This window comes from Agrobacterium sp. SUL3, from assembly GCF_001263295.1.
GTDB classification, from domain to species: Bacteria; Pseudomonadota; Alphaproteobacteria; order Rhizobiales; family Rhizobiaceae; genus Agrobacterium; species Agrobacterium tomkonis.
Genome location: NZ_KQ414509.1, coordinates 184,565 through 201,508 on the forward strand (window position 1 = coordinate 184,565; position 16,944 = coordinate 201,508).

Annotated in this window: 18 protein-coding genes; 9 read left to right on the forward strand and 9 right to left on the reverse strand. The window is 58.6% G+C overall.

The genetic code is table 11. From position 1 onward, the window contains the following. Positions 1-80: 80 nt before the first annotated feature. Entirely contained in the window at positions 81-1,175 is a 1,095-nt protein-coding gene (locus AKG12_RS20160; protein WP_052820239.1) for a helix-turn-helix domain-containing protein, read from the forward strand. Positions 1,176-1,182: 7 nt separating this feature from the next. Here AKG12_RS20160 and AKG12_RS20165 read toward each other — a convergent pair whose 3' ends face one another. Both AKG12_RS20165 and AKG12_RS20170 read right to left on the reverse strand, forming a co-directional pair. Beyond that, positions 1,183-2,286, reverse strand: a complete 1,104-nt coding sequence (locus tag AKG12_RS20165; protein ID WP_052820189.1) for a TRAP transporter substrate-binding protein — start codon at positions 2,284-2,286, stop codon at positions 1,183-1,185. Positions 2,287-2,475: 189 nt separating this feature from the next. Continuing rightward, complete coding sequence (locus AKG12_RS20170) at positions 2,476-2,949, reverse strand: group III truncated hemoglobin (RefSeq protein WP_052820190.1); 474 nt, start codon at positions 2,947-2,949, stop codon at positions 2,476-2,478. 138 nt (positions 2,950-3,087) lie between these two features. On the opposite strand from AKG12_RS20170, the gene mbfA reads away from it, so the two are divergent. Further along, a complete protein-coding gene (gene mbfA, locus AKG12_RS20175) occupies positions 3,088-4,071 on the forward strand; it encodes an iron exporter MbfA (protein WP_052820191.1) in 984 nt (327 codons plus the stop codon). Positions 4,072-4,127: 56 nt separating this feature from the next. Here the strand turns inward: mbfA and AKG12_RS20180 are convergent, their stop codons facing one another. Next, a complete protein-coding gene (locus AKG12_RS20180; RefSeq protein ID WP_046799236.1) occupies positions 4,128-4,742 on the reverse strand; it encodes a transglutaminase-like cysteine peptidase in 615 nt (204 codons plus the stop codon). Positions 4,743-4,860: 118 nt separating this feature from the next. Beyond that, on the reverse strand, positions 4,861-5,649 hold the full coding sequence (locus AKG12_RS20185; protein WP_052820192.1) for an alpha/beta hydrolase: 789 nt from the start codon (positions 5,647-5,649) through the stop codon (positions 4,861-4,863). 187 nt (positions 5,650-5,836) lie between these two features. On the opposite strand from AKG12_RS20185, the gene infC reads away from it, so the two are divergent. The 6 genes from infC to pheT all read left to right on the forward strand — a co-directional run bounded on the left by infC (position 5,837) and on the right by pheT (position 11,797). Next, positions 5,837-6,373, forward strand: a complete 537-nt coding sequence (gene infC / locus AKG12_RS20190; protein WP_077224822.1) for a translation initiation factor IF-3 — start codon at positions 5,837-5,839, stop codon at positions 6,371-6,373. 191 nt (positions 6,374-6,564) lie between these two features. Next, a complete protein-coding gene (gene rpmI, locus AKG12_RS20195) occupies positions 6,565-6,768 on the forward strand; it encodes a 50S ribosomal protein L35 (protein ID WP_003493355.1) in 204 nt (67 codons plus the stop codon). A 40-nt stretch (positions 6,769-6,808) separates the two neighbouring features. After that, positions 6,809-7,213 carry a 50S ribosomal protein L20 gene (gene rplT / locus AKG12_RS20200; RefSeq protein WP_003507464.1) on the forward strand — a complete coding sequence of 135 codons (405 nt, stop codon included), beginning with the start codon at positions 6,809-6,811 and terminating at the stop codon, positions 7,211-7,213. 182 nt (positions 7,214-7,395) lie between these two features. After that, positions 7,396-8,280 (forward strand): phosphotransferase, encoded by an 885-nt coding sequence (locus AKG12_RS20205; protein ID WP_052820193.1) that lies wholly within the window; start codon positions 7,396-7,398, stop codon positions 8,278-8,280. Then, positions 8,267-9,349 carry a phenylalanine--tRNA ligase subunit alpha gene (gene pheS / locus AKG12_RS20210; protein WP_046799239.1) on the forward strand — a complete coding sequence of 361 codons (1,083 nt, stop codon included), beginning with the start codon at positions 8,267-8,269 and terminating at the stop codon, positions 9,347-9,349. Before AKG12_RS20205 ends, pheS begins: the two co-directional genes overlap by 14 nt. A 24-nt stretch (positions 9,350-9,373) precedes the next feature. After that, a complete protein-coding gene (gene pheT, locus AKG12_RS20215; RefSeq protein ID WP_052820194.1) occupies positions 9,374-11,797 on the forward strand; it encodes a phenylalanine--tRNA ligase subunit beta in 2,424 nt (807 codons plus the stop codon). A 57-nt stretch (positions 11,798-11,854) separates the two neighbouring features. Here the strand turns inward: pheT and AKG12_RS20220 are convergent, their stop codons facing one another. Continuing rightward, positions 11,855-12,856 carry an aldo/keto reductase gene (locus tag AKG12_RS20220; protein WP_046799438.1) on the reverse strand — a complete coding sequence of 334 codons (1,002 nt, stop codon included), beginning with the start codon at positions 12,854-12,856 and terminating at the stop codon, positions 11,855-11,857. A 116-nt stretch (positions 12,857-12,972) separates the two neighbouring features. On the opposite strand from AKG12_RS20220, the gene AKG12_RS20225 reads away from it, so the two are divergent. Further along, the gene (locus tag AKG12_RS20225) at positions 12,973-13,863 is read left to right on the forward strand and encodes a LysR family transcriptional regulator (protein WP_052820195.1); all 891 of its coding nucleotides are present in this window, start codon (positions 12,973-12,975) and stop codon (positions 13,861-13,863) included. Here the strand turns inward: AKG12_RS20225 and AKG12_RS20230 are convergent, their stop codons facing one another. The 4 genes from AKG12_RS20230 to AKG12_RS20245 form a co-directional block, all read right to left on the reverse strand. Continuing rightward, on the reverse strand, positions 13,864-14,307 hold the full coding sequence (locus tag AKG12_RS20230; RefSeq protein ID WP_052820196.1) for a GNAT family N-acetyltransferase: 444 nt from the start codon (positions 14,305-14,307) through the stop codon (positions 13,864-13,866). Between the two features lies 1 nt (position 14,308). Beyond that, the gene (locus tag AKG12_RS20235) at positions 14,309-15,259 is read right to left on the reverse strand and encodes an aldo/keto reductase (RefSeq protein WP_052820197.1); all 951 of its coding nucleotides are present in this window, start codon (positions 15,257-15,259) and stop codon (positions 14,309-14,311) included. Positions 15,260-15,369: 110 nt separating this feature from the next. Beyond that, positions 15,370-16,353 carry a GlxA family transcriptional regulator gene (locus AKG12_RS20240; protein ID WP_052820198.1) on the reverse strand — a complete coding sequence of 328 codons (984 nt, stop codon included), beginning with the start codon at positions 16,351-16,353 and terminating at the stop codon, positions 15,370-15,372. Further along, positions 16,353-16,913, reverse strand: a complete 561-nt coding sequence (locus AKG12_RS20245; protein ID WP_052820199.1) for an isochorismatase family protein — start codon at positions 16,911-16,913, stop codon at positions 16,353-16,355. Before AKG12_RS20245 ends, AKG12_RS20240 begins: the two co-directional genes overlap by 1 nt. Positions 16,914-16,944 lie beyond the last annotated feature (31 nt).

Here is a 16,944-nt window from a genome sequence, read left to right on the forward strand (position 1 = left end):
CTTGATCGCGTTTGAGGTCGTACCGAAACGCGATCTGGTCCATGAAAAGACAACAGGTCATCGATCCGGGATATTTATTCGTGCTTTTCATTCCCCTGCCATTCGTCGTGGCGCTTCTGCTGGTCGTCATGTTCATCGTCTTTTTTCGAAGCGGAGACGATGTGCGGACGAACCGCGCCTTTCTGGCGCTGATTGCGCTTTGCGCGGTGCAATCGGTTCTTGTTGGCCTGCGCTGGGGCTATGGCGTGAATGCGGTGCGTTATGTCCTGCCGGTCCTCGCCGCCTGCCTGCCGCCACTTGTCCATATCGCCTTTCGCGGCTTGATGAGGGTCGGGGCAGATAGCAGGAGAGCGATGCTGGCAAGTCTCGTGCTCTCGCCTCTGTTGATTATTGTTCTGGAATTCGCCTTGCCGGTGGCGATTGATCTTGCCTTGATCCTCATCTTTGTCGGCCATGCCGCCGCACTGCTTCTTCTGGGAAGAAAAGGGCCGGATGGGCTGGACGAGGCGCAATTCGCCAGCGTCACCTCGGCGCACAGGGCGCTGATCATCGCCGCTGTGGCGTTATGTGTTTCGGCGCTGTTCGATCTTCTCGTGTTCCTCGATTTTGAGTGGGCGCATGGGGAAAATGTCGCCGCACTTGTTAGCAATGCCAATCTTTTCGGTCTGTTGCTGATCGGTCTGATGGCCGCGCTGGCTGGAAAAAGCAAAGCGTCGCAAACGGCTGCAGAGCCGGCTGAGGAATTGCCGCCTCCCTCAGAGCCATCGGAACAGGACCGCGACATTGTCGCAAGCCTCGACCAACTGATGACAACACAGGCGCTTTACCGTGACGAGAACCTCAACCTGACGCGGCTGGCCAGACGCCTCGGCCTGCCAAGCCGGCAGATATCAGGTGCGATCAATCGTTCCCTCGGCATCAATGTCTCGCAATATGTCAACCAGCTCCGTATCCGCGAGGCCTGCCGGCTGCTGGAAGAGACGGAGCAATCGGTGACGGCGATCATGTTTTCCTCGGGTTTCCAGACCAAGTCCAATTTCAACCGGGAATTTCGCCGTGTCACCGGCATGAGCCCGGTGGACTGGCGTGAACGACAGGTGTGGAAGCTGGTTTCGCCAAACAAAACGGCCACCCGGCAGATGCCGGATGACCGTCTGAAGATGGTCGGAAAATGATAAGGGATCAGAGCGTGCCGTTGCGCTGCTGGATCATCATGTAGGTGTCATAGGTATATTCGGCGATCTGGGCCCAGAGATAGGCGTCTTTCTTGAATGCCTGCTGGCTCTCGTAGATCTTCTTGAAATTCTCGTTCTTGGCCGAAATCTCCGCATAGGTTTCCTGCGCCGCCTTGTGGCAGACATCGAGGATTTCCTGGCTGAACGGTCGCAGGATGGCGCCCTGCGCCACAAGTTCCTTCAAAGCCTTCGGATTGTGCGCGTCGTAACGCTCCAGCATGCTGGCGCTGCCGGCGGCGCAGGCGTCTTTCAGGATGCGCTTGTAGTTTTCCGGCAGCTCGTTGAATTTCTGCAGGTTTACGAAAGCATGAACGGCCGGGCCGCCTTCCCACCATGCAGGATAGTAATAGTATTTTGCGACCTTGTAGAAGCCGAGCTTCTGGTCGTCGTAGGGGCCGACAAATTCGGTCGCGTCGATCGTGCCCTTTTCCAGCGCGGCATAGACATCACCGCCGGCGATCTGCTGCGGGGTAACGCCAACCTTCTGCATGACCTGGCCGGTCAAGCCAGCAATGCGCATCTTCAGACCCTTCAGGTCATCGATGGTGTTGATTTCCTTGCGGAACCAACCGCCCATCTGAGCGCCGGTATTGCCGAGCAGGATCGAGTAGATATTGTGCTGGGCAAGGAATTCGTTGAGCAGCTCATTGCCGCCGGCCTGGTTGAACCAGGCATTCGTCTGGCGCGCGTTGAGACCGAAGGGAACCGAGGTTCCGAGTGCGAAGGTCGGGTCCTTGCCGACGTAATAATAGGCGCAAGTATGCGCCATTTCGACGGTTCCGGCCGTCACCGCATCCGCCGCCTGCAGCGCCGGCACGATTTCGCCGCCGGCGAAATGCTGGATGACGAAGTTGCCGCCGGAAGCTTCCTTGACGTGATCGGCGACCATCTGGCCAGCGCCGAAAAGAATGTCGAGGCCCTTGGTGAAGGATGACGTCATGCGCCAGGTGATTTTGGGGTTTTCCTGCGCAATGGCCGGAGCGGCCAGCGCGGTTGCGGTAACACCGGCGCCGAGAGCGCCCGCCTTGCGGATAAATGATCTGCGATCCATGTCGATAAGCCCTGATACGTCTGCATATTACGGGCGAACCGCACGGTACGCCTCCCAAGGGCTACTAAACATTTATCCTTGCAGCCATCAAGAGGGAATGTTCCAAACTTGCGCGCTCTTCTGCAATGCCTGTCGATTGCTGATTTCGCACGTGATCGCGTTCTGCTTGTGGCCTCCGCCCCGCCGTGGTCAGGGTTGCGTGGGTTTTAATGCCGGATCGTCTATTGCAGGATTATAAAACAGCGACAGCGTCAGGCTTCTCGCGATGCGTTCGGCCGTTTCCATAAACCAGTCGTGGGCCTCCCTGCTCGGCGCGATATCATCAAGCGTCGCCGAAAATAATGTGAGCCATTGTGGGAAAAGTTCGGCCGTCATGCCTTTGACACCCAGATGCGCCTGCACCGGCTTGCCGCCGTAACCGCCATTCTTGAAGGCGACGGCTGCCCAGAACTGTTTCATTTTGGCCATATGTTCCGGCCAGCGCCCGGTAAGACGTGCATCAAAGACAGGTCCGAGCGTCGGATGTTTTAGAACGCGGCCATAAAATGTCTCCACCAGCAGATCGATGAAGCCGGAATCAACGCCGATCTCTGCCATGGCTCTTTCCGCCCGGTCTTGAATCTCCGCGCTATGGGCGGCCTTTGCCGCGATGGGATCCTGCATCGTGCTTCCTTTTCCGTGAATTTACGCCGCTTGGCCGCGCTGGGCAATGCGACGCTTTGACGTATTAGAATTATTCTAAAGAGCTTGATTGTGAAGGTGTGTCGCTGTATTTAGAATTATTCTAAAAAGGTTTCAGCCATGTTCCGTAGTCTTTTTTCCCTTTCCAAACGCCCCTTCTCTTCGCTTGGCGAACAGGAAATCCTGGCGCTCGCCATCTCGTCGGAAGAGGATGATTCCCGTATTTATCGCTCCTACGCCGATCATCTGCGCGGACAATATCCGCAATCGGCAAAGGTTTTTGATGATATGGCCGAAGTCGAGCAGCAGCATCGAAATGTGCTGATCGATATGCATCGCCGCCGTTTTGGAGAAACCATCCCGCTGATCCGCCGCGAACACGTGCGCGGCTTTTACGAGCGCACGCCGGACTGGCTGGTGAAAAACCTGTCGCTAGAGAAAATTCGCGCCCAGGCCGAATTGATGGAAGCGCAGGCGATCCGGTTCTACGATGAAGCGGTCAAGCGCACCACCGATGCCTCGACGCGCCAACTGCTCGGTGATCTGGCTGAGGCGGAGCGGGGCCACGAAGACGTGGCGCATATGCTGGAAGAGAAACATCTCGATGCAGATGGCAAGACCGAAGAGGCTGAAACCGCAAAACGCCAATTTCTGCTGACCTACGTGCAGCCGGGCCTTGCTGGCCTGATGGATGGCTCTGTCTCGACGCTCGCGCCGATCTTCGCGGCCGCCTTCGCCACGCAGGATACCTGGCAGACCTTCTTGATCGGTCTCTCGGCTTCCGTCGGCGCGGGTATTTCCATGGGCTTCACCGAGGCCGCCCATGATGATGGCAAGCTTTCGGGCCGCGGCTCGCCGGTAAAGCGGGGTTTCGCTTCTGGCATCATGACGGCCGTCGGTGGCCTCGGTCACGCGCTTCCCTATCTCATTCCGCATTTCTGGACGGCCACGGCCATTGCTGCCGTCGTCGTTTTCGTGGAGCTCTGGGCCATTGCCTTCATTCAGAACCGCTTCATGGAAACGCCGTTCCTGCGGGCGGTGTTTCAGGTTGTGCTTGGCGGTTCGCTGGTTCTGGCAGCCGGCATCATCATCGGCAACGGGTGAAAAAGAAAGAGCCCGCGGCGGCGGGCTCTTAATCTGTCAGAATGGTAGTTTGAGCGTCAGCGCAACGCGCCAACCAGAACGTCACGACCATCTTCGATGGAAACCCAGCGGCCCGTATTGAAAGACGCCTGCCGTTTCAGATAGGTGTAGTTGGTGTCTGTCCAGAGCTTCACGTCGTCGGTGAGGTTGTCGAGAATATAATCGCCATCGGTGGTGCGAAGCGTCAACACGGCATGGCCCTCGCCGTCCGGTTTGCGCACGACGGTGATCAGCAGGTCGGCCACGGAAAAACCGCGCTCGATGAGCTTCTTGCGCTTCAGCAGCACAAAATCTTCGCAATCGCCGGCCGTCGTCGGATATTCCCAGACCTCGTCCTTGCCGTAGATTTCCTGATCGGTCATCGCCACGATGGTGGTGTTGACAGAGGTGTTGATCTCACGAATGACGCCCCAGCCATATTCGGTGACGCGCGGCGGCGGCGTCATCTTGTTACGAATGTTGCATTCATCCGAATATTTCTGACAGAACTCATAATGGCCGATCGGCTGGGAGGTAATCCCGCCCGTCACCATGGAAGGGCTTCCCTTGATTTCCGCCATGGCGGAAGCAGCAGTCATTAGCCCGGCGGCAACTGCAAACAGCAGCGCACGCGCCAGCGGTGCGTTCATCATGAAACCCGTCCCTTAATTCTTAATGAAAAGTTAAGAGGGATGGGGGGTAGGAGTCAATCATTAGCAATCGGTGGCGCGCAAGACTCGTTGAATATGGTTAAGAGCGTTGCGCAAATGCCTATATTGCAAGGGCTTTGACGGCCGCGAGCATCCTGTCGATATCCTGTGGCCGGGAAAGCCGGTGGTCGCCGTCGCGGATCAGCGTCAGCACCACGTCGTCGGCGGGAAGGTGCTCGAGGAGCTTCAGCGCGTGCTGATAGGGAACGTCAGGATCGCGCATGCCCTGCAGGATGTGAACGGGGCAGCCGGTGGTGATGATGCCTGTGAGCACGCGGTTCTGCCTGCCGTCCTCCATCAGTGCCCGGGTGAAGATGTTGGGTTCGGGGCTATATTCCGAATGTTCCTCGAAATAGCCTCTTTCCACCAGCGACGTCTTTTCCGCTTCCGTCAGGCTGGGCTCTATCAACTCCGCAGTAAAATCGGGAGCGGGGGCAATAAGAACCAGACCGGCGACGGAAGGCGCACCGCCTGCCTCGCGCAGCTCCTCGACCATGCGCAACGCAATCCACCCGCCCATCGACGAGCCGACGAGGATGACGCGCGACGGTGCCTTGGCGTGCACCACGGTGAGCGCTTCTTCCAGCCACCGCGAAATCGTGCCTTTGTTGAAATCGCCGCCGGAAGCTCCGTGGCCGGAATAATCGAGCCGCAGGCAGGCAAGACCATTTTCTGCTGCGAAGCGATCGAGCTCCACCGCCTTGGTTCCCGTCATGTCGGAACGATAGCCGCCGAGCCAGACAAGCAAGGGTGCGTCCGGCTGTGATGTTGCGCGGCGATGGAGAAAAGCGATGTTGCGGGTGTCGTCACCTGCTCCTATGTGCAGGAATTCAGCGGCTTGTTCGGTCATGTATATGCAATTCTCCTGATTTTCGTGCAATATCGGCGGCGTATTTGCAAAAACCGTGGCAAGAGGTGATCTTTTCGGGCAGATATGCTATTGACTTCGCCACGGCAATAACGACATTTCCGCCGCTTGTACCAAACAAGCTGTTTTTTGCTGACGTGATCCAGAAACAGATCAGGAGAATACGACCATTCGCAGACCTTTCAAAGCCGATGCCCCCGTCAAGGAGGGCCCGCGCTCCAACCGGGAAATTCGGGTTCCCAGAGTTCAGCTTATTGATGAAGAGGGCCAGAACCTCGGTAGCATGCCGACGGATCAGGCTTTGAAAATGGCGGAAGAGGCCGGTCTCGATCTTGTCGAGATTTCGCCGAACGCAGAGCCGCCGGTATGCAAGATCCTCGATCTCGGCAAGCTTAAATACTCGACCCAGAAGAAAGCCGCTGAGGCGCGCAAGAAACAGAAGATCGTCGAGGTCAAGGAAATCAAGATGCGCCCCAACATCGACACGCATGACTATGACGTGAAGATGAAGGCGATGAACCGCTTCTTTGACGAAGGTGACAAGGTGAAAGTGACGCTGAAGTTCCGTGGCCGTGAAATGGCCCACCAGGAACTTGGCATGAAACTTCTCCTTCAGGTGAAGGAAGATACCCAGGCGATTGCCAAGGTTGAAGCCGAGCCGAAGCTGGAAGGCCGTCAGATGATGATGGTTCTCGCCCCGAAATAATTTTGCGCCAGTCTTGAGGGCTGCGTAAATCACCGCCGCAAGGGGAAATTTTCATTCCCCGTTGCGCTTTTAGCCGACTGCGGTTATAAGCGCGCGTCCGAACGGTCCGGCAGGGCATGCCGAGGCCGTTCCTGAATAGCTTGAAATAGGCCTCGTCTGCCTGTTTCGATACAAAAACACGGAGTAGCAAAATGCCCAAGATGAAGACGAAGTCCGCTGCAAAAAAGCGGTTCAAGATCACCGCTACCGGTAAGGTTGTTGCAGCCGCCGCCGGTAAGCGCCACGGCATGATCAAGCGTACCAACAAGTTCATTCGCGACGCGCGTGGAACCATGGTTCTCGCCGAAGCTGACGGCAAGAAAGTCGTCAAGAACTACCTGCCGAACGGTCTCTGAGACTTTTCCGCACTTTTGGACACTTTAAGGAGATCATGACATGGCACGCGTAAAACGTGGCGTAACTTCCCGCGCCAAGCACACCAAGACACTCAAGGCAGCCAAGGGCTTCTACGGCCGCCGCAAGAACACCATCCGCGCAGCAAAGGCTGCCGTGGATCGTTCCAAGCAGTACGCTTACCGCGACCGCAAGGTCAACAAGCGCAACTTCCGCGCTCTGTGGATCCAGCGTATCAACGCTGCTGTTCGCGAATTCGGCCTGACCTATGGCCGCTTCATCGACGGCCTGAACAAGGCTGGCATCGAAGTCGACCGCAAGGTTCTGTCTGACATGGCTATCCATGAGCCGGCAGCATTCGGCGCGCTCGTTGAAGCAGCGAAGAAGGCTCTTGAGTACCTCAAGGATGCTGGTACGACCAACGAGTTTGAAACCGCTGTAAAGTAATTACGGCGCGGACAATCTGTTGTTCATTTGAAACCCGCGCCGGTCCTCCGGCGCGGGTTTTCCGTTTTTGAAGTTCATGGCAATTCCGGCAAAAGCGTCAGGCGCTTCGTCCCGGATTTGTCGGAGACAAAAGGGTGGGGCATCGGCCGGCATTTGACCGGGCAAGCTCCAGGGGGCAAAAAATGCTGGTTGCCGCAAGCGAAGTGGAAAAGGCAAAGGGCTTTCACGTCCATCTCGAGGATGGTGATATCGCAGCCTTGATGCGGGCATTGCTTCAGAGCGAGCGCCGTGTGCAGAAACTCGAGCTTTCCGCCGCTACCGTCTGGATCAAACGTCAGGGCACGGAAACGCCGTCCTGGTGGATAAAGCTGCAGACTTTTCTTGCAAAACTGCTTCCCTACACCTTCATGCGGCCTTCGCCGCCGCTTGACGGTGCCGGGCTGATGCGTCGCGAACTCGAAACGCTTGAGGTCTTCAAGGCCCGCGGTTTTCCCGTTCCGCCGATCATTTATTCCTCGCTCACGGCCGTTGTTCTGGGCGATGTCGGGCCTACCATCATGGAGCGCATGGACGCGATAAAGGTCGCAAGACCGTCGGAACATGATGCCTTGCTGGTTAAATCGGCAGAAGCGCTTGGCGAACTGCACGCGGCGGGTCTCTGCCATGGTCGTCCGCATGTGCGCGACTTCTTTCTCCAGGACGGCCGTGTCGGCTTCATGGATTTCGAGGAGCGCCCTCAGGAGGTCATGCCGCTGGAAACGGCGCAGGCCCGCGATATATGGCTGCTGTTTTTACAGGTCGCAACGCGCGCCTGCGATACGTCGAAAACCTGTGATGCCGCCTTTTCCCGCTGGCGTGAAAACGCCCCGCCCCAGGCGCTGGAAGAATTGTGCCGCCTGACCGGCATTCTGGGGCGATTTTTACCGCTTGCCCGGTTGATCGGGCGCGTGCGGATGGGTAGTGATCTGCGACGCTTTATCATGGCGACCGACTATCTGATGAATGCTGTGAACCCCGAAGCCGCTCTCAAAAAAACCGGCAAGGCAGGAAAAGATGACAGAACTTGATACCTTGAAATCGCAACTGATGTCGGAGATCGCCACCGCTGCCGATGAGCCGGCCATCGAAGCCGTACGCGTTTCCGCGCTGGGCAAGAAGGGCTCGGTTTCGGAGCTTCTGAAGACGCTTGGCAGCATGACGCCGGAAGAGCGCCAGACCCGGGGCGCTGCCATCAATCAGCTCAAGACGGAGATCACCGACCTCATCGGCGAGCGCAAGAACGCGCTGAAGGATGCCGCCATCGCCGCCCGCCTGAAGGCGGAAACGGTGGATGTCAGCCTGCCGGTTCGCCAGTCCCCCACCGAGCGTGGCCGCATTCATCCCATCAGCCAGATCGTCGATGAAATCACCGCCATCTTCGCGGATATGGGGTTCTCGATCGCCGAAGGTCCTGACATCGAGACCGACTATTACAATTTCACGGCGTTGAATTTCCCCGAAGGCCATCCGGCCCGCGAGATGCACGACACCTTTTTCTTCCAGCCGGATGAAAACGGCGAGCGCAAGGTGCTGCGCACCCATACCTCGCCGGTGCAGATACGCACCATGGAAAGCCAGAAACCGCCGATCCGCATCGTCATTCCCGGCAAGACCTACCGTCAGGATTCCGACGCCACTCACTCGCCAATGTTCCATCAGGTCGAAGGCCTTGTCATCGACAAGAAGGCGCATGTGGGCAATCTGCGCTGGGTACTGGAAGAGTTCTGCAAGACCTTCTTCGAGGTCGACAGCGTGGTGATGCGTTTCCGCCCGTCCTTCTTCCCCTTCACGGAGCCGAGCTTCGAGGTGGATATCCAGTGCGACCGTTCCGGCCCCATCGTCAAGTTCGGCGAGGGCAAGGACTGGATGGAAATCCTCGGCTGCGGCATGGTGCACCCCAATGTGCTGCGCGCCGGCGGGCTGGATCCGGATGAATATCAGGGTTTTGCCTGGGGCATGGGCCTCGATCGCATCGCCATGCTGAAATACGGCATGCCGGACCTGCGCGATTTCTTCAACGCCGATGTCCGCTGGATGAACCATTACGGCTTCCGCCCGCTCGACATGCCGACGCTGTTCGGCGGTTTGAGCGTTTAATCCGGTTAGCCAAGGAGCAAAGACATGAAATTCACTCTTTCCTGGCTGAAAGAGCATCTGGATACCGATGCGACGCTGGACGAGATTTGCGAGCGGCTGACGGCGATTGGCCTCGAGGTCGAGGACGTTGACGACAAGGCGGCCTACAAGCCTTTCGTCATCGCCAAGGTGCTCTCCGCCGAGAAGCACCCGGAAGCTGACCGCCTGAAGGTTCTCTCCGTCGATGCCGGCGACGGCAAGCCGGTGCAGATCGTCTGCGGCGCCCCGAATGCACGCGCCGGCCTCGTTGGTGCGCTCGCGCGGCCCGGCATGTATGTTCCGGGCATCGACGTCACCCTTGCCGTCGGCAAGATACGCGGCGTCGAAAGCCACGGCATGATGTGCTCCGAAAAGGAGCTGAATATTTCCGACGATCACGACGGCATCATCGACCTGCCGCAGGATGCACCTGTTGGTACCTCCTTTGCCACCTATGCCGGGCTCGACGATCCGGTCATCGAAATCAACCTGACGCCCAACCGTCCGGATTGCACCTCGATCTACGGCATTGCCCGCGATCTCGCCGCTTCCGGTCTTGGCAAGCTGAAGACGAACGCAACGCCGTCCTTCAAGGTGGAAGGCACAACGCCGGTCGATGTGAAGCTTGAGCTGGATGATGCAGCACTCTGCCCCGGCTTTTCGCTGCGGATCGTGCGTGGCGTGAAGAACGGTCCAAGCCCGAAATGGATGCAGCAGCGCCTGATGGCGATCGGCCTGCGTCCCATCAATGCGCTGGTCGACATCACCAACTACATGACGTTTGATCAGGGCCGGCCGATGCACGTCTTCGACGCCGCCAAGGTCAAGGGCGATCTGACGGTTCGTCGCGCGAAAGAGGGTGAGACCATCCTAGCGCTCGATCAGCGGGAATATAAGCTCGGCCCGAACAATGTCGTCATCTCCGACGAGAAAGGTCTCGAATCCATCGGCGGCGTCATGGGCGGCGAACATTCCGGCTGCGATGACAACACCGTCGACGTGCTGATCGAATCCGCTCTCTGGGATCCGATCAACATTGCCAAGACCGGCCGCTCGCTCGGCATCATCACCGATGCGCGTTATCGTTTCGAGCGTGGCGTCGATCCGGACTATATGGTTCCGGGTCTGGAGCGCACCACCGAACTGGTTCTCGAACTGTGCGGCGGTGTCGCTGGCGAAGCCCGGGTTGTCGGTTACAAGGGCCATCAGCCCAAGGTCGTGGATTTCCCGCTGGCGGAAGTGAAGCGCCTGACAGGTCTGGAAGTCTCGGCGGAAGAGAGCCTAACCATTCTCAAAGGCCTCGGTTTTGGCGTCGAGGGAACGGGCGAGCGCGTCTCCGTCACCGTACCGTCCTGGCGTCCGGATGTTGATGGCAAGGCCGATCTGGTGGAAGAGGTCATGCGCATCCATGGCGTCGACAACATCAAGCCGGAACCGCTTGAAAGCTTCGGCGCCGTCAACGGCCGTATCCTGACCACGCTGCAGGTCCGCACCCGCACCGCGCGTCGTGCCTTGGCAAGTCGTGGCATGCTGGAGGCCGTCACATGGTCCTTCATCCCGGAAGCGCAGGCAAAGCTGTTCGGCGGTGGTTCACCCGCGCTGAAACTCGCCAACCCCATCGCGGCCGATATGTCGGACATGCGGCCCTCGCTGCTGCCCGGCCTCCTGACCGCCGCGCAGCGCAATGCCGATAAAGGCTATGGTGATGTTGCAATCTTCGAGGTCTCCGGCACCTATGAGGGCGATACGCCTGAGAAGCAGCGCCGCGTTGCCGGCGGCGTTCGCCGTGGCACGGCCTCGCTCGCAGGCAGCGGCCGCATGTGGTCCAATGCCGCCAAGGGCGGTGGCAAGCCTGTCGATGTATACGACGCGAAGGCCGATGCGCTCTCGGTGCTGGAAGCCTGCGGCTTGCCCATGGCCAATGTGCAGATCGAAGCCGGCGCGCCATCCTGGTATCACCCCGGTCGTTCCGGCACCATCAAGATGGGTCCGAAGGTCGTGCTCGGTTACTTCGGCGAATTCCATCCAAAGACGCTGTCCGAACTGGATGTCTCCGGCGCCTATAGCGGCTTCGAGGTCTATCTCGACGCCATGCAGGAGCCGAAAAAGAAGGCGACCCGCACCAAGCCGGCGCTCGAGCTTTCGCCCTTCCAGGCCGTCAAGCGCGACTTCGCCTTCGTGGTCGACAAGTCGGTAGAGGCGGGCGCCATCATCAAGGCCGCAACGAGCGCTGACCGCAAGCTGATCACCGGCGTCAATGTCTTCGATATCTTCGAAGGCGCATCGCTCGGCGAAAACCGCAAGTCTGTCGCCATCGAAGTGCAGATCCAGCCGGTCGACAAGACGCTGACGGATGAGGATTTCGAGGCCCTGACGGCCAAGATCGTCGGCAATGTCGAGAAATCCACGGGCGGCGTTCTGCGCGCCTGAGGGTGGATGAAGGTCTGATTGAAAAAAGCCGCGGCAACTGCCGCGGCTTTTTGGTTTTTAACGGTTGGCCATCTGTGACATGCGTTCGGGATAACGTGCGCCCGCAACTTTTGCGGGGGAAAGCAGAGCGCCGAGGCTGGCGGCTTCGTCCGCTGTCAGCGATACCTCCGCAGCGGCCGCGTTCTTTTCCAGATTGGCGATTTTTGTCGTGCCGGGGATCGGGACGATGAAGTCGCCCTGCGCCAGAACCCAGGCGAGCGCCAGTTGTCCGGCCGTGACGCCCTTTTCAACCGCCATGTCTTCCAGAAGCTGGATGAGCGCCAGATTGGCGTCGAAGTTCTCGCTTTGGAAGCGCGGCAGGCCGCGGCGGAAATCATCGGCGGCAAGGCCGTCGAGTGATTTCAGCGCGCCGGTCAGGGCGCCGCGACCGAGCGGGCTGAAAGGCACGAAACCGATACCAAGTTCACGGCAGGTTTCCAGCACGCCGTTTTCCTCCACATCGCGGGTCCACAGCGAATATTCGCTCTGTATGGCCGCAATCGGATGAACGGCGTGTGCCTTGCGAAGGGTTTCGGCGCTCGCTTCCGACAGACCGAGATGTTTCACCTTGCCCTGTCGGACCAGCTCCGCCATAGCCCCCACCGTATCTTCGATCGGGACAGCAGGATCGACGCGATGTTGGTAGAACAAGTCGATAACATCGACGCCAAGGCGTTTGAGGGAGGCTTCTGCGACGGCGCGCACATTTTCCGGCCGGCTGTCGGTGCCCACCATCATCTGGCCTGCGGGTTTGCTGGGGTCGATCCTGAATCCGAACTTGGTGGCGATGACCACCTTGTCGCGATAGGGCTTCAAACCCTTGCCGACGAGAATCTCGTTATTGTAAGGCCCATAAACCTCTGCCGTATCAAAAAAGGTGACGCCGAGTTCGACGGCACGGTGCAGCGTCGCTATTGCGCTGCTTTCATCGCCGGTCGGGCTATAGGCATGGGTCATTCCCATGCAGCCGAGGCCAAGCGCCGAAACGGAAAGGTTGTTTCCGAGGGTTCTTTTTTTCATCTGTTCGTCCTTCCATAAGGAACCGCCCGTCATCAGGGCGTGATCAGAAAATAGCGTCTCATGGCGATAAAAATAATCGCTGCAAATCCGCTTGGGTTGTTCTATCATTTAGAACAATGAACCGTGTGCAACTCTCCCAGCTGGCCGTTCTCGCCGCCGTTGCCGAAGGCCGCAGCTTCCGCAAGGCCGCGGCTGAACTCGCCATTGCGCCCTCCGCCGTCAGCCATGCCGTCTCGTCGCTGGAGGCAAGTCTTGGACTGCGCCTGCTCCATCGTACCACCCGCAGCGTTTCGCCGACAGAGGAGGGCAGGCGGCTTCTCGAAACACTGGGTCCGGCGCTTGCCGATATCGATGCGGTCATCGAGACACTTGCCGAGCATGGCGGCAGACCGGCCGGGCCCCTGCGCATCACCTTGCCGCGGCTGGCCGCCGAGGATCTCATCGTGCCGCGGCTGGGTGAATTCCTGCGACTCTATCCCGATATCTCACTCGAAATCTCAACGGACGATCGTTTCGAAGATATTGTCGCGAAGGGTTTCGATGCCGGTCTGCGGCTCGGGGAGCACCTGGATGCGGATATGATTGCGGTGAAAGCCAGCGGTGCGTGGCGCGGCGCGATTGTTGGTTCTCCGTCCTATTTTGCGGAAAATCCACCGCCACGCGATCCCAGGAATCTCATTCGGCATCGCTGCATCCGCCGGCGCTTCGCCAGTGGCCTTATCTATCGTTGGGAACTGGAGAAGAATGGCAAGCCGCTGGTGGTCGATGTTCAGGGACCTTTGATCCTGTCGGACCAGAGCCTCATTCGCCGGGCAGCAATTGATGGAGCAGGGCTTGCCTTCGTTTTCGAGCAGCGCGTCGAGGACGATATCAGGCAGGGCAGGCTCATCCGCGTGCTGGAGGACTGGTGTGCGCCCTTTGACGGCTTCTATATCTATTATCCCTCGCGCCGGCAGATGCGCCCGGCGCTGAGGGCTTTCGTGGATTTCTTCCGCTTTCGGGTCTGATCAGAACTTGATGCGATAACGAATATGGCCGTCGCTTTTCACGTAGCTGTCGTAAAGTTTCTGGGCGCGCTGATTGTCTTCGCCAGTGTGCCAGTAAAGCCGTGACCAGCCCTTTTCCTTGCAGATCGCGATAAGATCGTCCATCAGCGCCCGGCCCGTCCCCTTGCCGCGGATTTCGCCATCGACGAACAAATCCTCCAGATAGCAATCGGGCGTCTTCACCCAGGTGGAATCATGGAAGTGATGGATGGCGAAACCGGCCATGCGGTCACCAAGCATGGCCACACGCATGGAAACCCGCGATGTGGGATCAAGAATGCGTGCCCAGGTATGGTCAGTCACGTCACCGGCAAGTTCGACCTCATAAAAAGCGAGGTAATCGTTCCAGAGGCGCAGCCATTCCGCCCGGTCAGCCGGCTGCGCATCACGAATTGCAAGCTCCATCTTATGCGCCCGCCTTGTCGAGAAGGGTCATCATTTCATCGGTCAGCTTCAGGTCGACGGCGCGTTTGAAGCTTTCAAGCTGCGACAGGCTGGTGGCGCTGGCAATCGGCGCTGTTATCGCCTTTTTCCGCAACAGCCACGCCAGCGCGATATCGGCGAGCTTGGCCCCGGTCTGCACCGCCACCGCATCCATCGCCCCCAGAACGGCAAGGCCGCGCGTGTTGACGTATTCGCCGACGCGATAGCTGCGGGCAACGCCTTCCGTATCGGCCTTGGCACGGTATTTCCCGGTCAGGAAACCGGCTGCGAGGCTGTAATAGTTGATGACGCCGATCTCTTCTTGCACACAAAGATCAGCAAGTGGACCTTCGAAATCCGCGCGGTTGTAGAGATTATATTCCGGCTGCAGCACGTCGTAACGGGGAAGATTGTTTTTCGCCGCCGTATCCAGCGCCTCCTGAAGCTGGCTGGCGGAATAGTTGGAGCAGCCAATGGCGCGGATTTTTCCCTGTTCCTTGAGCTTCGCAAAGGCGGCAAGTGTCTCTTCCAGCGGCACGTCGGCATCCGGCTTGTGGGCGAGATAGAGGTCAATATAGTCGGTTTGCAGCCGCTTCAGTGAGGCATCGACGGCTTCTGCGATCCACTTGGCGCTGAGGCCGCTCTTCTGGCCGCGATTGTCAAAACCGACCTTGGTGACGATCACCGCATCCTCGCGCTTCACGCTCGATTGCTTCAGCCATTTGCCGATAATGGCTTCGGATTCGCCGCCCTCATGCCCGTCCACCCAGGCGGAATAGACATCCGCCGTGTCGATGGCGTTGAACCCGGCGTCGAAAAAAGCGTCGAGCAGGGCAAAGGAAGTCTTCTCATCCGCTGTCCAGCCGAACACGTTGCCGCCGAAGACGATCGGGGCGATGGAGAGGCCGGTGCGGCCGAGGTTTCGTTTTTCCACGGGGAATGCTCCTGTTGCTGACTTGGTGACAAGGTTAGCAACTGCTCATCCGCATAACCATTCAATTCCTTTGATGGCACTCATCAGGCAATGGACGGAAGCTGGCGAGATCAGCTCCGATAACCGCGATAGTGGCTGGGCGGAAGGTGATTATGCTGTTGCCACACACGCCGCAAATGCCGGGCAGAGGCAAATCCCGCCCGTTCGGCGATGGCCTCCATGTCGAGGCGGCTATTGGCGAGAATGTCTCGGGCCAAATTGACCCGCATCAGATTGACGTAATCGATAACGCTGATGCCGGTATGTTCACGAAACAGGCGCGACAGGTGCCTTTCGCTGAGGGCTGCAATATCGGCCAGGCCTTCCAGCGACCAGTCTCGGGCCGGCTCCGCCATCACCTTGTCCTGCACGCGGTGAATGGCGGGGTGCATGTGGTTACGGCCTGTCAGCCAGGGCGAAATTTGCGGATCGCTGCCGTTGCGCCTGAGATAGATAACCATGGTTTTTGCAATGCGCGCCGCGACCGCCGGGGATGTTAGCCGGGAAACCACATGCAGCATCAGGTCTATGCCGGTGGAGATGCCAGCGCTTGAGAAGCGGTTTCCGTCCTCGACGAACAGTCGGTTTTCGGCCACATGGGACAATGGCGCGCTGCGTCGCAGCGCTTCGATGCAATCGGCGTGTGTCGTGCAGCTTCGTCCGTCGAAAAGTCCCGCCTCTCCCGCCAGCAATGCACCGGAGCAGATGGAAATGATGGTGGTATCGATACGCGCGACACGGCCCAGCCATGCCGTCAATGCCTGCCGCTCCCGCCGCGTTTCCGGTTCGCTCTCGGAATGCGACGTGCTGCCGGAGATCAGCAGGAACGCATTTTCTGGAAGCGCCGCCGGCAGGGCCTCCAAACCGCAAAGGTCAAGGCCGATCGAGGATTGTTGCCTGTCCCTTGCCGCAATGTAGTGGCAGTCGAAAAAAATGTCGCTTTGCTCGCCATTGGCATAACGGATTACCTGCAGGGGACCGGCAATATCGAGCAAAAGCGCGTGCGGCGGCACAAGCGTATAAAAGGGAATAATGCGCGTGCCGCCTTTGTCCATCAGGCTGCTTCTTTCAAGGTTGTAAGCGCGTCATTCACCGTAGCGATGCGTGCGAAGCGGCCGGCCAGCACCAGCTCGGTGCGTTTGCGGATATCGTCGGCGCTGAATACCGTGCCGGACGCATGTGTCATGGGAAAGGTCAATGTCGCCTCGGTGACGTATTCGACGTTGTAGCCGAGATCGGAAGCGTGCCGCGTCGTCGTTTCGCAGCATTGTTCAGTGCGGATGCCTGAGACGATCAGCCGATTGATGCCTTTCTGCGTCAGCCAGATTTCAAGGCCGGTGCCAGCGAAAGCCGAATGGCGGTTCTTGTGAAAGGTCACGTCGGGTGCGATCTCCACACCCTCAAGCGTGCGGACGTAGCCGCTGTCTTTCGAGAAGGCCCTGTCGCCATCGACATGGAAGATTTGCACAACGGGAATTCCCGCGGCCTTGGCGCCGTCAATCAATCCCTGCTGTTTCTCCAGATAGGTAGCAAGTCCGCTTTCCTCGAAATAAGGAGTGTGCCGAAACGATTCCTGAACGTCGATAACGAGCAGTGCGGTGTGAGAAGAGGACATTTCATGTTTCTCCATTGGGTTTATTCATAGC